Annotated in this window: 13 protein-coding genes; 10 read left to right on the forward strand and 3 right to left on the reverse strand. The window is 71.6% G+C overall.

The genetic code is table 11. The annotated features are described in order from the left end of the window. Positions 1-252 precede the first annotated feature (252 nt). Entirely contained in the window at positions 253-1,083 is an 831-nt protein-coding gene (locus tag AB0N17_RS43575; RefSeq protein ID WP_366017246.1) for a hypothetical protein, read from the reverse strand. 71 nt (positions 1,084-1,154) lie between these two features. On the opposite strand from AB0N17_RS43575, the gene AB0N17_RS43580 reads away from it, so the two are divergent. The 4 genes from AB0N17_RS43580 (at position 1,155) to ilvD (ending at position 5,740) form a co-directional block, all read left to right on the forward strand. Then, entirely contained in the window at positions 1,155-2,087 is a 933-nt protein-coding gene (locus AB0N17_RS43580) for a Ppx/GppA phosphatase family protein (protein WP_366017247.1), read from the forward strand. A 224-nt stretch (positions 2,088-2,311) separates the two neighbouring features. Continuing rightward, positions 2,312-3,124: a sugar phosphate isomerase/epimerase gene (locus AB0N17_RS43585; RefSeq protein ID WP_366017248.1), complete on the forward strand. Its 813-nt coding sequence runs from the start codon at positions 2,312-2,314 to the stop codon at positions 3,122-3,124. Next, complete coding sequence (locus AB0N17_RS43590; RefSeq protein ID WP_366017249.1) at positions 3,121-3,726, forward strand: TetR family transcriptional regulator; 606 nt, start codon at positions 3,121-3,123, stop codon at positions 3,724-3,726. Before AB0N17_RS43585 ends, AB0N17_RS43590 begins: the two co-directional genes overlap by 4 nt. A gap of 160 nt (positions 3,727-3,886) precedes the next feature. Further along, complete coding sequence (ilvD, locus tag AB0N17_RS43595; RefSeq protein ID WP_366017250.1) at positions 3,887-5,740, forward strand: dihydroxy-acid dehydratase; 1,854 nt, start codon at positions 3,887-3,889, stop codon at positions 5,738-5,740. A gap of 69 nt (positions 5,741-5,809) precedes the next feature. Here the strand turns inward: ilvD and AB0N17_RS43600 are convergent, their stop codons facing one another. Next, positions 5,810-7,924, reverse strand: a complete 2,115-nt coding sequence (locus AB0N17_RS43600) for a serine/threonine-protein kinase (RefSeq protein ID WP_366017251.1) — start codon at positions 7,922-7,924, stop codon at positions 5,810-5,812. A 175-nt stretch (positions 7,925-8,099) separates the two neighbouring features. Between AB0N17_RS43600 and AB0N17_RS43605 the strand changes: the two genes are divergently transcribed. The 6 genes from AB0N17_RS43605 (at position 8,100) to proC (ending at position 12,554) form a co-directional block, all read left to right on the forward strand. After that, positions 8,100-8,417 carry an SH3 domain-containing protein gene (locus tag AB0N17_RS43605; protein ID WP_366017252.1) on the forward strand — a complete coding sequence of 106 codons (318 nt, stop codon included), beginning with the start codon at positions 8,100-8,102 and terminating at the stop codon, positions 8,415-8,417. Positions 8,418-8,504: 87 nt separating this feature from the next. Continuing rightward, positions 8,505-9,029: an EamA/RhaT family transporter gene (locus AB0N17_RS43610; protein ID WP_366017253.1), complete on the forward strand. Its 525-nt coding sequence runs from the start codon at positions 8,505-8,507 to the stop codon at positions 9,027-9,029. Positions 9,030-9,187: 158 nt separating this feature from the next. After that, positions 9,188-9,985, forward strand: coding sequence for a class I SAM-dependent methyltransferase (locus AB0N17_RS43615; RefSeq protein WP_366017254.1), 798 nt, complete (start codon positions 9,188-9,190; stop codon positions 9,983-9,985). A gap of 111 nt (positions 9,986-10,096) precedes the next feature. Further along, positions 10,097-10,891 (forward strand): ABC transporter ATP-binding protein, encoded by a 795-nt coding sequence (locus AB0N17_RS43620; RefSeq protein ID WP_366017256.1) that lies wholly within the window; start codon positions 10,097-10,099, stop codon positions 10,889-10,891. Continuing rightward, positions 10,888-11,661 carry an ABC transporter permease gene (locus AB0N17_RS43625; RefSeq protein WP_366017257.1) on the forward strand — a complete coding sequence of 258 codons (774 nt, stop codon included), beginning with the start codon at positions 10,888-10,890 and terminating at the stop codon, positions 11,659-11,661. Before AB0N17_RS43620 ends, AB0N17_RS43625 begins: the two co-directional genes overlap by 4 nt. 80 nt (positions 11,662-11,741) lie before the next feature. Beyond that, positions 11,742-12,554 carry a pyrroline-5-carboxylate reductase gene (gene proC, locus AB0N17_RS43630; protein WP_366017258.1) on the forward strand — a complete coding sequence of 271 codons (813 nt, stop codon included), beginning with the start codon at positions 11,742-11,744 and terminating at the stop codon, positions 12,552-12,554. Positions 12,555-12,611: 57 nt separating this feature from the next. On the opposite strand, the gene trpS is transcribed toward proC, so the two are convergent. Continuing rightward, positions 12,612-13,637: a tryptophan--tRNA ligase gene (gene trpS / locus AB0N17_RS43635; protein WP_366017259.1), complete on the reverse strand. Its 1,026-nt coding sequence runs from the start codon at positions 13,635-13,637 to the stop codon at positions 12,612-12,614. Between the last annotated feature and the right edge of the window lie 588 nt (positions 13,638-14,225).

The following is a 14,225-nucleotide window of genomic DNA, read 5'->3' on the forward strand; positions in this document are numbered from 1 at the left end:
GGTGCTGGACCGGTACCTGCACCACCTGCGGACGCCCCCTACCCAGCCCTCGGAACATCCGCAGACAGCCCAGAACATAACGAAGCACTACTAGGTGCTGCGCGCGGCCGGCCGCGGTCCGGACGCGAGGACAGTCACGGGGACAGCCGCGAAGGGGGCGATGGGCAGATGTGTTCCGGCGCCGGGGCACCCTGCTGCGGGGGCCCGACGAACGCCGCAGGCCGGCCCCGCCCGCCTGCGGCCCGGCTACCGCTACGGCGCCGGGTCCGCCGGGTGGGGAGCCACCAGCGGGAGCTGCGACGCCAGCCGCTGCTCGCACAGCTCGGCCAGGCGGTCGTAGCCGGCCTTGCCCATCAATTCCGTCAGCTCGGCGCGGTAGGAGACGTACACCGGCTCGCCGGCGCCGTGCGCCGAGGTCGCCGACGTGCACCACCAGTGCAGGTCGTGGCCGCCCGGGCCCCAGCCCCGGCGGTCGTACTCACCGATGGAGACCTGCAGCACCCGCGTGTCGTCCGGCCGGTCGATCCAGTCGTACGTCCGCCGGATCGGCAGCTGCCAGCACACGTCCGGCTTGGTCTCCAGCGGCTCCCGCCCCTCCTTCAGGGCGAGGATGTGCAGCGAGCAGCCCGCGCCGCCCGCGAACCCCGGCCGGTTCTGGAAGATGCAGGACCCCTGGAAGGGCCGCGTCTGCCGGGAGCCCTCCTCGTCCTCGGAGGTCCAGCCGCCCCGCGTGCCCTCGTCGTGGTGCTGCCAGATGTCCGGCGTGAGCCGTGCCACATGCTCGGCGACCCGCTTCTCGTCGTCCTCGTCGGAGAAGTGCGCGCCCAGCGAGCAGCACCCGTCGTCCGCGCGGCCCGCCTGGATGCCCTGGCAGCCGCTGCCGAAGATGCAGTTCCAGCGAGAGGTCAGCCATGTCAGATCACAGCGGAAGACCTGCTCGTCGTCCGCCGGATCCGGAAACTCCACCCAGGCGCGCGCGAAGTCGAGCCCCTTCTCGTCGCTCACCTTCGTCCCCTTGGAGGATGTGGCGGTCTTGCGAGACTTGTCCGCCTTGTCGACCTTCGCCTTTTTCGTCTTTGGCACCCGTCCAGGGTAAGTGGCCGAGGCCTGCTCCGGGGACCGAGCACGAACGATCTGGCAGTAGCGTTCCGTACATGAGACTCGGTGTCCTGGACGTGGGTTCGAACACGGTGCATCTGCTGGTGGTGGACGCTCACCCCGGCGCGCGCCCGCTGCCCGCGCATTCGCACAAGGCCGAACTTCGGCTCGCCCAACTCCTCGACGACAGCGGTGCCATCGGCGACGACGGCATCGAGAAGCTGGTCGCCGTGGTCCGGGACGCGCTCCAGGCCGCCGAGGACAAGGGTGTCGAGGACCTGCTGCCGTTCGCCACCTCCGCCGTGCGCGAGGCCGGCAACGCCGACGAGGTCCTCGCGCGCGTGGCCGACGAGACCGGCGTCCGCCTCCAGGTCCTCACGGGCGCGGAGGAGGCCCGGCTCACCTTCCTCGCCGTCCGCCGCTGGTTCGGCTGGTCCGCCGGGAAGCTGCTGGTCCTGGACATCGGCGGCGGCTCCCTGGAGATCGCCTTCGGTATGGACGAGGAGCCCGACGCGGCCGTCTCCCTGCCGCTCGGCGCCGGCCGGCTCACGGCGGGCTGGCTGCCCGGTGATCCGCCCGACCCCGAGGCCGTCCGTGCCCTGCGCCGCCACGTCCGCGCGGAGATCGCCCGCTCGGTCGGTGAATTCAGCCGCTTCGGCGCCCCCGACCACGTGGTCGCCACCTCCAAGACCTTCAAGCAGCTGGCCCGCATAGCCGGCGCCGCCCGCAGCGCCGACGGCCTCTACGTGCAGCGCGAACTCAAGCGCGAGTCCCTGGAGGCCTGGGTCCCGCGCCTGGCCGGCATGACGGAGGACCAGCGCGCCGAGCTTCCCGGCGTCTCCGAGGGCAGGGCGGGCCAGCTGCTCGCCGGCGCCCTGGTGGCCGAGGGCGCCATGGACCTGTTCGGCGTCGAGAACCTGGAGATCTGCCCCTGGGCCCTGCGGGAGGGCGTCATCCTGCGGCGCCTCGACCACATGGGCTCGGACTAGCGCCCCGAAGCGGGTGCGGGGCCGTATCGGCGCGCGGCTCCGCCGCGACGGGGGCCCCGGGTTCGGGAGAGGCCGATACCGGCGAGACCGGGGCCTGGGGAGCGAAGCCGAAAACTCGGGGCCGTGAGCGACCACGACGCCGCCGCCCCCGCGCGAATGGCGATAGTCACAACGGCGAACGGACACCCAACACCGGCACCACCCAACGCCGTAAGGTGACGGACGTGGCTGAACCAACGGACGTGCGCATCGCTCTGTCGACCGCCTCCGTGTACCCGGAGTCGACGGCGACGGCCTTCGAGATCGCCGCGCGCCTCGGGTACGACGGTGTCGAGGTCATGGTGTGGACCGACCCGGTCAGCCAGGACATCGAGGCGCTGCGCCGCCTGTCGGACTACCACGGAGTCCCGATCCTGGCCGTCCACGCCCCCTGCCTGCTGATCACCCAGCGGGTCTGGTCGACCGACCCCTGGGTGAAGCTCCAGCGGGCCCGGTCGGCAGCCGAGAAGCTGGGCGCCTCCACCGTCGTCGTCCATCCGCCGTTCCGCTGGCAGCGGCAGTACGCGCGCGACTTCGTCGACGGGATCTGGCGCATGGCCGACGAGACGGACGTACGGTTCGCCGTCGAGAACATGTACCCCTGGCGCTACCGCGACCGCGAGATGCTCGCCTACGCCCCCGACTGGGACGTCACCCAGCACGACTACCGGCACTTCACGATCGATCTCAGCCACACCGCGACGGCCCGCACCGACGCCCTGGACATGATCGACCGCATGGGCGACCGCCTCGGCCACATCCACCTCGCCGACGGCCGGGGCTCCGCCAAGGACGAGCACCTGGTGCCCGGCCGCGGCACCCAGCCCTGCGCCGAGCTGCTGGAACGCCTGGCCGTCACCGGTTTCGACGGCCATGTCGTGATCGAGGTCAACACCCGGCGGGCGATGTCCAGCGCCGAGCGCGAGGCCGACCTCGCCGAGGCCCTGGCCTTCTCCCGCAAACACCTGGCCTCGGCGGTACGGGTGCCGCGGCGATGAGCGGCACCACGGCACGGCGGCGGGGCCGCCCCCCGCGCGCCGAGTCCGCCGACACCCGCGACCGCATCCTCACCGCGGCCCGTGAGGAGTTCTCCGCACACGGCTACGAGAAGACGTCCGTACGCGGCATCGCCAAGACGGCCGGCGTGGACTCGGCGCTCGTCCACCACTACTTCGGCACCAAGGAGCAGGTCTTCGAGGCGGCCGTCGCGGTCGCCTTCGCGCCCGCGCTGAACGCGCCGAACGCGCTGGCCGAGGGTCCGCTGGACGGTGTGGGGGAGCGGATGACCCGCTTCATCTTCGGCGTCTGGGAGAACCCCACGACCCGGACCCCGCTGCTCGCGATCGTGCGCTCCGCGGTCAACAACGAGACCGCCGCCGCCGTCTTCCGCCGCCTGGTCGCCGCCCAGCTGATGCGCCGCATCGCCGCCCAGCTGGACCACCCGGACGCGGAGCTGCGCGCCGAGCTGGCGGCGGCGCAGCTGGTGGGCACCGCGCTGATGCGCTACGTCATCAAACTGGAGCCGCTCGCCTCGGCGGATCTGGAGCAGATCATCGCGCGCGTGGCGCCGGTGGTGCAGCACCATCTGACGGCCACGTGAAACGCCCGTCCCGCATTCCGGACAGCCGTGTCCAGTCCGTGGAGCGGCGGCGTAGGCTCGTAGGCAGTCAGAAGTCTCTCTGATCGAGTCTTTCTGATCGCAGTCTCTGAATCTCTCTGAGCACAGTCTTTGAGCACGATCTCCGAAGGAGCGAGCGACGATGCCCGAGCTGAGGTCCCGCACAGTCACCCACGGCCGCAACATGGCGGGCGCCCGCGCCCTTATGCGCGCCTCCGGTGTACCCGGTGCGGACATCGGCCGGAAGCCCATCATCGCCGTCGCGAACTCCTTCACCGAGTTCGTGCCGGGCCACACCCACCTCCAGCCGGTCGGCCGGATCGTCAGCGAGGCGATCACGGAGGCGGGCGGCATCCCGCGCGAGTTCAACACCATCGCGGTCGACGACGGCATCGCCATGGGCCACGGCGGCATGCTGTACTCCCTGCCCTCCCGCGACCTGATCGCGGACTCGGTGGAGTACATGGTCGAGGCCCACTGCGCCGACGCCCTGGTCTGCATCTCCAACTGCGACAAGATCACCCCGGGCATGCTGCTGGCCGCCCTGCGCCTGAACATCCCGACGGTCTTCGTCTCCGGCGGCCCCATGGAGTCCGGCCGCGCCACCCTGGTCGACGGCACGGTCCGTACCCTCGACCTGGTCGACGCGATCTCCGACGCCGTCAACGACAAGATCTCCGACGAGGACATCCTCCGGATCGAGGAGAACGCCTGCCCGACCTGCGGCAGCTGTTCCGGCATGTTCACCGCCAACTCGATGAACTGCCTGACGGAGGCCATCGGCCTCTCGCTCCCCGGCAACGGCTCGGTCCTCGCCACCCACACCGCGCGCAAGCAGCTGTACGTCGACGCGGCCCGCACGGTCATGGACCTCACCCGCCGCTACTACGAGCAGGACGACGAGTCGGCCCTGCCGCTCAACATCGCCACCTTCCAGGCCTTCGAGAACGCCATGGCCCTGGACATCGCGATGGGCGGCTCCACCAACACGATCCTGCACCTGCTGGCCGCCGCCCAGGAGGCGGGCGTCCCGTTCGGCCTGGAGCAGATCGACGCCGTCTCCCGCCGGGTGCCCTGCCTGGCCAAGGTGGCGCCCAACGTCGCGAAGAACCGCACGTACTACATGGAGGACGTGCACCGCGCCGGCGGCATCCCCGCCCTCCTCGGCGAACTGCACCGCGCGGGTCTGCTCAACGAGGACGTGCACTCCGTCCACAGCCCGTCCCTGGCGGACTGGCTGAAGACCTGGGACGTCCGCGGCGGCTCCCCGTCCGCCGAGGCCGTCGAGATGTGGCACGCGGCCCCCGGCTGTGTCCGCTCCGCCGAGGCGTTCTCCCAGTCCGAGCGCTGGGAGGCCCTGGATGAGGACGCGGAGGGCGGCTGCATCCGCTCCGTCGAGCACGCGTACTCCAAGGACGGCGGCCTCGCGGTCCTCAGGGGCAACCTCGCCGTCGACGGCTGCGTGGTGAAGACGGCCGGCGTCGACGAGTCGATCTGGACCTTCGAGGGCCCCGCGGTCGTCTGCGAGTCCCAGGAGGCGGCCGTCCAGCGGATCCTCACCCAGGAGGTCAAGGACGGCGACGTCGTCGTCATCCGCTACGAGGGCCCCAAGGGCGGCCCCGGCATGCAGGAGATGCTCTACCCGACCTCGTACCTGAAGGGCCGCGGCCTCGGCAAGTCCTGCGCCCTGATCACCGACGGCCGCTTCTCCGGCGGCACCTCGGGCCTGTCCATCGGCCACGCCTCCCCCGAGGCGGCCTCCGGCGGCACCATCGCCCTGGTCCAGGACGGCGACCGCATCCGCATCGACATCCCGAACCGCACGATCGAGCTGCTGGTCGACGAAGCGGAGCTGGCCCGCCGCGAGCAGGCCCTGAACGGCGTGTACGCCCCGAAGAACCGCGACCGCAAGGTGTCGGCGGCGCTGAAGGCCTACGCCGCGATGGCGACCAGCGCCGACAAGGGCGCGGTCCGGGACGTGAGCAAGCTGGGCTGACCCCGGCACCACGGTGAAAGGGGGCCGCCTCCCGCAGGCGGCCCCCTTTCACCGTGTCGGCAGGTCTCCCTACCAGCGGGAGGGATCACGCCCGTCCACGGCGAAGACGGTGCCGTCCGGAGCTGTGGCGTAGACATGGCCGTCGACCACCAGCGGAGCCGGCAGCGCGCCGGCGACGTCACCCGAACTCGCGCCGAGCCGGGGCGCGGTCTGCCCGAGCAGCTTCCCGTCGCGGGCGTCCACGGCGAGCACACGCCCGTCGGGGGCGCTGAAGTAGACGTGCCCGGCGCCGGCCACGGGAGCCGAGCCCCGGCTCACGGCCGTCTCCAGATGCCACAGCCGCCGTCCCGTGCCCAGGTCGACGGCGTCCAGCGAACCCCCGGCAGCGAGCAGGTAGACGACATGGCCGTGCACGGCGGCCTGCGGAGTCGTCAGCGGCACGGGCAGCGCCATACGGCGCGTCGTCCCCGCGCCGGGCGCATAGCGGACCACCGCGTCCGTGACCGCGGAGGCGTTGTCGACGGACTGCAGGACCAGCGCACCGCCCTGGCCGCCGACGGGCTGCAGCGAGCCCCGCAGCCGGGCCGTCCAGCGCGCCGCACCGGTGCGCGCGTCCAGCACCGTGAGCTGCGTGTACGCCCCGTCCGTCGTGGTGGTGGCGGCCTCGACCGAGGGATCGCCGGCATGGGTGGTCAGCGTCGGCATGCCCCGCCCGGGCAGCCGCCGATGCCACTTCTCGTCCCCCGACCGCCCGTCCACGCCGGTCACCGTGCCGTCCGCGTGCGTGACCAGAAGCATGTCACCGGCGATCCGCATCCCCCGGTTGTCGGGCATGTCCCGCTGCCAGCGGGGTTTCCCGGAGGCGGGATCGAGAGCGACCACGCGCCGTCCCCCGCCCGTCGGAAGCAACAGCAGACCGCCCGACAGCGCCGGCGCGTCACTCGTGCTCTCCTTGCTCACCGCACGCCGCCAGAGCGGCGTCCCGTCGGCCAGGTCCAGCGCGGAGGCCACACCGGACCGGAAGCACAGCAGCCGCCCCGCGCCGGCCGCGCACTGGGGCATCCCGGAGCCCTTGCCGACCGGGTTCGCCCGCCACGCGGCGAACCCGGCCACGCCGGTGCGGGACCGCGTCTCCTTCACCACCGGACCGCCGTCACCCCCCGGCCACAGCAGCGCGCCCAGCACACCGCCCGTGACCACGGCGACGGCCACGGCGGCGAGCAGCATCCGGCGGCGCGAGCGGCCGGGACCCAGCCGCCGGGACGCGCGTGCCGGGGACTCCGGCACACCCTGCGCGGGCCCGGTCGCCTGATCACCGGTGCGCTGCGCCGGTATGAACGCCTGCGTGTCGTACCCGGCGGCCAGGGACCGCAGCTCCCGCATCAACTCGTCGGGGGTGGGCCGTTCCTCGGGCTCCTTGGCGAGACAGCGCCGCACCAGGGGTTCCATGTCCTGCGGCACACCCGTCAGTTCGGGCTCGTCGTGCACCACCTGGTACGCGACCACGTACGGGCTGTCGGAGTCGAACGGCCCCCGCCCGGTCGCCGCGTGCACCATGACCGACCCGAGCGCGAAGATGTCCGCGGCCGGCCCCACCTCCCGCGGCCGGCGGAACTGCTCGGGCGCCATGAACGGCGGCGTCCCGATCAACTTCCCCGTCTCCGTGCGCAGTTCACTGTCCTTGGGCCGGGAGATACCGAAGTCGATGACCTTCGGACCGTCCTCCGCCAGCAGCACGTTGCTCGGCTTCAGATCCCGGTGCACCACCCCGACCCGATGGATGTCGCGCAGCGCCTCCGCCAGCCCGGCCATCAGCCGGCGCACCTGCGCGGGCGCCATCGGACCGTTCCGCTTCACATGCTCGGACAGCGTCGGACCGGGAATGAACAACGTGGCCATCCACGGCCGTTCGGCCTCCGGATCGGCGTCCACCACGGGCGCGGTGAAGGCACCGCTCACCCTCCGGGCAGCGGCCACCTCCTGCCGGAAACGCCCCCTGAACTCGGGATCCCGGGCGAACTCGGCATGGACCACCTTCACCGCGAGCTTCAGCCCCGAGGTGCTGCGCGCGAGGTGGACGACCCCCATGCCACCGGACCCAAGACACGACTCCAGTCGGTAGTGACCGGCGTACTCGGGAAGTTCCGCTTCCGCGCCCGCTCCGGTGCTGCGCTGTGGCGTCATGGACCGCCCCCCGTGCTCATCGTCCGCGCGCGACGCACGGAGCCTAGTCGATGACTCGTACGAGACAGAGGCGGCTTGCTAGCCTCCGCGTGCGAGTCGCGTACACGCGTTCCGCGCTCGCTTCGAGGAATCAACGGGGCCCATGACAGCCATGGGGCCAGGGGGGAGACGCTCCATGTCCGTCGACCGTTCGGAAGCAGCCACCGGAGCAACCGGGGAAGAGGCCCTCACGGCGGAGGCGGCCGTGCGCACCTTCGCGGTGGCGCCGGGCGTCCGCGTGAACGTCCGCAGCGGCCCCGGCACCAACTACAACATCATCCGCGTGCTGCCCGAGGGCTCCCGCGTGCCGATCTTCTGCCAGACGTCGGGTACGACGGTGACGGGCCCCTACGGCACGACCAACATCTGGGACAACGTCAACAACGGCGAGTACGTGTCCGACGCCTACGTCCACACCGGCAGCGACGGCTACATCGCCTCGCACTGCGCCTGACGTCACGACCGTCCCGTCGGGCGCGGCGCACCCCGTCGCGCCCGACCCCACCGGAAGCCCGCCCGGGCCCGGCGCCATAATCGACCCGTGAGCGACGAAACCGGCACCCCGGACACCCCGGCGGGCTCCACGGACGGACCGGCCCGGGCCGGTGGCCCCCGCCCCGAGCCCCTGCGCTTCTTCGGCACCTCCTGGGTGAACCACGACGACGGGTACGCGGCCCGCCGTGCCGGCGTCGCCGTCGGCTTCCTCGTCCTGGCCGCCGCCTCCTGCCTGGTGCTGCGCCTGGCCTACCAGGGCATCCAGATCGCCGAGTCCGGCTCCTTCGTGACCGTGCTGATCATCGGCATGTTCGCGATCTGCAGCGCGCTCGCCTTCCGCAACACCTGGGAGGGCTTCTCCCGGCGCCACGACCCGCAGCGCCAGGCCTCCCTGCGCGGCCTGCTCGCCATCGGCTTCGTCGGCTCCCTCCTCGCCTACTTCTTCCGCTCCCTCACCGAGGCCCCCGGCGAGAAGCTGCACCGCGAGGAGTACGAGAGGTCCCGCGAGGAACACGCCCGCCGCACCTCCCGCCGCACCGGCAACCCGTCGAAGAAGAAGCGAGGCCGCTAGACGGGGGGGAACGGCGCGAGGGGGAACGGCGCCGAGGACGCGGCGGTAGGGGTGGTGCGCCCGGGGGCGCCTGTAGCGGCGGGCCGCCGCCCCGGCGGTGGGACGGGGCAGCCGCAAGACGCTGTTGCTTCGCCCCGCCCTCCGCTCACCATGGCTCCATGACCACGACCTCAGCCTCGTCCGAGCCGTCCGCGTCGTCCCACTCCACCCGCGCCCGCTCCTTCAACTCCGCCGCCGCCCAGTACGCCGCGAACCGCCCCTCCTATCCGCCCGCCCTCTTCGACGCCGTCGAGGAGACGGCCGGGCAGTCCCTGTCCGGCGCCAGGGTCGTGGACGTCGGCGCCGGTACCGGCATCTCGACCGCCCTTCTGCACGGCCGCGGCGCCGACGTGCTCGCCGTCGAACCCGGCGAGGGCATGGCCACCGAGTTCCGCCGCGGGCTCCCGTACATCCCGCTCGTCCGGGGCAACGGCAACGCCCTCCCCCTCGCCGACGGCCACGCCGACTTCCTCACCTACGCCCAGTCCTGGCACTGGACCGACCCCGCCCGCGCGGTGCCCGAGGCGCTGCGCGTGCTGCGGCCGGGCGGTGCGCTGGCGCTGTGGTGGAACACCAGTGCCCTCGACATCGAGTGGATCGCCGAAGCCGCCGAACGCGCCGGCCACTACGCCGGCATCGACCTCACCGCCGAGCAGAGCAAGGCGGGCGAGCGCACCAACCAGGCCGACCCCAGCGGGCGCCTCGACTTCATCCGCCGCGAGGTCCGCTGGAGCCGCCGCGTCCCGATCGACACCCACCTCGCCAACATCGGCAGCCACTCGTTCCTGCTCGTCATGCCCGAACGGCGCAGGACCGCCTTCCTGGAGGAGGAGCGCGCCCACCTGCTGAAGATCTTCCCCGACGGCATCGTCGAGGAGACGTACGACGTGCTCCTGCTCGTCGCCACCAAACCCTGACCCGGGCAGGGTGCCTCACGCCCGGCAGCGGCGGTCGGGATGCGTCCCGGCCGCCGTTCTTCGCTGCGCCCCTTGACGAGCAGGACTCCCGTACGGATTATTCATCACGTGATGAATAAAACCCTGGACCCACCGCCCCAGGCCCTCACCGCCGCCGTCCACGCCGAAGACCTCAGCGTCGCCCGCGGCCCCCGCACCGTCCTGCACCACCTCCGCTTCACCGTCCCCTGCGGACAGATCACCGGCCTCCTCGGCCCCTCCGGCTGCGGCAAATCGACCCTCATGCGCTCCATCGTCGGCACCCAGGCCAAGGTCACCGGCGCCCTGCACGTCCTCGGCCGGCCGGCCGGCCACCCCACCCTCCGCAGCCGCATCGGCTACGTCACCCAGGCCCCCTCCGTCTACGACGACCTCACGATCCGTCAGAACCTCGACTACTTCGCCGCGATCCTCGACCCCCGCCGCACCACCACCGACCGCCATCAAGCCGTCGAACGCGCCCTCGCAGACGTCGACCTCACCCGCCACGCCGACTCCCTCGCCGGCAACCTCTCCGGCGGCCAGCGCAGCCGCGTCTCCCTCGCCGTCGCTCTCCTCGGCACCCCCGAACTCCTCGTCCTCGACGAACCGACCGTCGGCCTCGACCCCGTCCTCCGCCGCGACCTGTGGGACCTCTTCCACGACCTCGCCGCCACCCGCGGCGCCACCCTCCTCGTCTCCTCCCACGTCATGGACGAGGCCGAGCGCTGCCACCGCCTCCTCCTCATGCGCGAGGGCGAGATCCTTGCCGACGACACGCCCGAAGCCCTGCGCACCCGCACCGCCACCGACACCGTCGAGGCCGCCTTCCTGCACCTCGTCGACGAGGCCGCCGCCGCGGCCCGCACAAAGGAGAGCACCCGATGAGCACGACCACCCCCGACGCCCGCGTCAGCGCACTCGGCACCGCCCGCACCACCGCCACCGCCGCCCGGGTCCTGCGCCAGCTCCGCCACGACCCGCGCACCATCGCGCTGATGCTCCTCATCCCCTGCCTGATGCTGATCCTGCTGCGCTACGTCTTCGACGCCAGCCCCCGCACCTTCGACAACATCGGCGCCTCCCTGCTCGGGATCTTCCCGCTGATCACGATGTTCCTGGTCACCTCCATCGCCACCCTGCGCGAACGCACCTCCGGCACCCTCGAACGCCTCCTCGCCATGCCCCTCGGCAAGGCCGACCTCATCGCCGGCTACGCCCTCGCCTTCGGCGCCGTCGCCATCGTCCAGTCCGCCCTCGCCACCGGACTCGCCGTATGGCTGCTCGGCCTCGACGTCACCGGCTCCCCCTGGCTGCTCCTCCTCGTCGCCCTCCTCGACGCCCTGCTCGGCACGGCCCTCGGACTCTTCGTCTCCGCCTTCGCGGCCTCGGAATTCCAGGCCGTCCAGTTCATGCCCGCCGTGATCTTTCCCCAGCTCCTCCTCTGCGGCCTGTTCACTCCCCGCTCCGACATGCACCCCGCCCTCACGGCCGTCTCCGACGTCCTGCCGATGTCGTACGCCGTCGACGGCATGAACCAGGTCCTCCACCACACCGACATGACGGCCACCTTCGTCCGCGACGTCCTGATCGTGGCCGGCTGCGCGGTGCTGGTCCTCGCCCTGGGCGCGGCCACCCTGAGGCGGCGCACGGCCTAGGAACCGGCACCCCGCCCGGCCCCGTTCCGCCCACCGGACACGCGACCCGCACACCCCACCCCGGTGCCAGACTGAACCGCATGAGCCAGAAAGTCGCAGTCCTCGGCACCGGCAAGATCGGCGAAGCCCTGCTCAGCGGAATGATCCGGGCCGGCTGGGCCCCCGCCGACCTCCTGGTCACCGCCCGCCGCCCCGAACGCGCCGAAGAACTCCGCACCCGCTACGGAGTCACCCCGGTCACCAACACCGAGGCCGCCAAGACCGCCGACACCCTGATCCTCACGGTCAAGCCGCAGGACATGGGCACCCTCCTGGACGAACTCGCCCCGCACATCCCCGCCGACCGCCTGGTCATCAGCGGCGCCGCCGGAATCCCGACCGCCTTCTTCGAGGAGCGCCTCACCACCGGCACCCCGGTCGTCCGCGTCATGACCAACACCCCCGCCCTCGTCGACGAGGCCATGTCGGTCATCTCCGCGGGAAGCCACGCCACCGCCGCACACCTCGCCCACGCCGAGGAGATCTTCGGCGCCGTCGGCAAGACCCTCCGCGTCCCCGAGAGCCAGCAGGACGCCTGCACGGCCCTGTCCGGCTCCGGCCCGGCCTACTTCTTCTACCTGGTCGAGGCCATGACCGACGCCGGCATCCTGCTCGGCCTGCCCCGCGACAAGGCCCACGACCTCATCGTCCAGTCCGCCATCGGCGCCGCCGTGATGCTCCGCGACAGCGGCGAGCACCCCGTGAAGCTCCGCGAGAACGTCACCTCGCCGGCCGGCACCACGATCAACGCCATCCGCGAACTGGAGAACCACGGCGTCCGAGCCGCCCTCATCGCCGCCCTCGAAGCCGCCCGCGACCGCAGCCGCGAACTCGCCACCGGCAAGAAGGACTGAACGAGCCCCGAGGAGGGGCGACCGCGCACCACGCCGGCCGCCCCACCCGAGGCCCGGCTAACGCACGTCCATCAGCTCGGTCCGCTCCACCGACGGCAACAACCCGATCGCCCGGTACGCCGCATCGACGGTAGGCCGGGCCATCGCCCGCGCCTTCTGGGCACCGTCCCGCAGCACCCCCTCCACATAGGCGGGATCCGCACACAGCTCCCGGTGCCTGGCCTGCACGGGCCTGAGCACCTCCACCACGGCCTCCGCGGTGTCCTTCTTCAGAGCGCCGTACGACTCGTACGCGCCGGCCAGGGCCTGCGGGCTCCCACCCGTGCACGCCGCGAGGATCTCCAGCAGATTCGCCACCCCGGGCCGCCCCTCCCGGTCGTACTCCACCTCCCGGCCGCTGTCGGTCACCGCCCGCATGACCTTCTTCCGGATCGCGTCCGGCTCGTCGAGCAGATAGACGACCCCCGCACCCGACTCGTCCGACTTCCCCATCTTCCGGGCCGGCTCCTGCAGGTTCATCACCCGCGCCGCCACCCCCGGCAGCGTCACCCGCGGCACCACGAACGTGTGCCCGTAGCGCTGGTTGAACCGCACCGCCAGATCCCGCGTCAGCTCCACGTGCTGCGCCTGGTCCTCCCCGACCGGCACCTCGTCCGCGCCGTACGCCAGGATGTCCGCCGCCATCAGCACCGGATACGTCAGCAACGACAGCCGTACGCTGCCGCCGCGGTCCCGTTCCTTCGCGGCCTTCTCCTTGTACTGGATCATCCGCCGCATCTCGCCGTCGGTCGCCACGCACTCCAGCAGGTACGACAGTCTCGTGTGCTCGTCGACATGGCTCTGCAGGAACACGGTGCACACGTCGGGGTCGAGGCCCGACGCCAGCAGCAGGGTCGTCGTCTGCCGGCTGAGCCTGCGCAGCCGCGCCGGATCGTGGTCCATGGTCAGCGCGTGCAGATCCACCACACAGAACAGGGAGTCCGCCCGGTGCTGGTCCACCGCGGCCCAGCGCCGCATCGCACCCAGGTAGTTCCCCAGCGTCAGATGCCCGGTCGGCTGAACCCCGCTGAAGACCCGTGTCATCTCTACTCCACCTCCTGGTCGAGGCCGCCGCTTCTGCGGCCGGCCCCCGGAGGTCCGGAGGAGATACGAGAACGGCCGCCGAAGCGGCGGCCGTTGAGTGCATACGTGAGTACGGCCGCCGTCAGGCGGCCCACCAAAGCTGGGTGCACGTACGCGTCATCACGTCCCTCACTGTACGCCTCAGGGGTGCCCCGGGGAGGCAAGTTGACACACCCCACCCCGATCCGTAGTGTTCTCCGAGTTGTCCGACGTGAGTGCCGACTCCGGTCGGTCCCCGGACAGCCATTCCGCAAGCACCACCCAGACATCGTCGCTTCCGCGTCGGCCGCTTTGGTGTGCGTATTTGCGAAATGAGGAATCCGCGTTCGAAAGGACGCAGCCCCCGATTAGCTCGGGAGCACGGAATCCGCTAAAGTCTCACTCGTCGGAACGGCCCACGGGCCGGGAAGACAAACCCGCTGACTGGGAATCAGACGCCGAAAGGATCTGATAGAGTCGGAACCGCCGGAAAGGGAAACGCGAGAGCGGAAACCTGGAAAGCACCGAGGAAATCGGATCGAGAAAAGATCTGATAGAGTCGGAAACACC

The organism is Streptomyces sp. NPDC051133 (assembly GCF_040682635.1).
GTDB lineage: Bacteria > Actinomycetota > Actinomycetes > Streptomycetales > Streptomycetaceae > Streptomyces.

Excerpts from the sequence above, each read along its gene's own strand:
- AB0N17_RS43580 (WP_366017247.1), top strand. The coding sequence starts at position 1,155 with ATGAGACTCGGTGTCCTGGACGTGGGTTCGAACACGGTGCATCTGCTG.
- AB0N17_RS43590 (WP_366017249.1), top strand. The coding sequence starts at position 3,121 with ATGAGCGGCACCACGGCACGGCGGCGGGGCCGCCCCCCGCGCGCCGAG.
- ilvD (WP_366017250.1), top strand. The coding sequence starts at position 3,887 with ATGCCCGAGCTGAGGTCCCGCACAGTCACCCACGGCCGCAACATGGCG.
- AB0N17_RS43600 (WP_366017251.1), bottom strand. The coding sequence starts at position 7,924 with ATGACGCCACAGCGCAGCACCGGAGCGGGCGCGGAAGCGGAACTTCCC.
- AB0N17_RS43605 (WP_366017252.1), top strand. The coding sequence starts at position 8,100 with ATGTCCGTCGACCGTTCGGAAGCAGCCACCGGAGCAACCGGGGAAGAG.
- AB0N17_RS43615 (WP_366017254.1), top strand. The coding sequence starts at position 9,188 with ATGACCACGACCTCAGCCTCGTCCGAGCCGTCCGCGTCGTCCCACTCC.
- AB0N17_RS43620 (WP_366017256.1), top strand. The coding sequence starts at position 10,097 with ATGAATAAAACCCTGGACCCACCGCCCCAGGCCCTCACCGCCGCCGTC.
- AB0N17_RS43625 (WP_366017257.1), top strand. The coding sequence starts at position 10,888 with ATGAGCACGACCACCCCCGACGCCCGCGTCAGCGCACTCGGCACCGCC.
- proC (WP_366017258.1), top strand. The coding sequence starts at position 11,742 with ATGAGCCAGAAAGTCGCAGTCCTCGGCACCGGCAAGATCGGCGAAGCC.
- trpS (WP_366017259.1), bottom strand. The coding sequence starts at position 13,637 with ATGACACGGGTCTTCAGCGGGGTTCAGCCGACCGGGCATCTGACGCTG.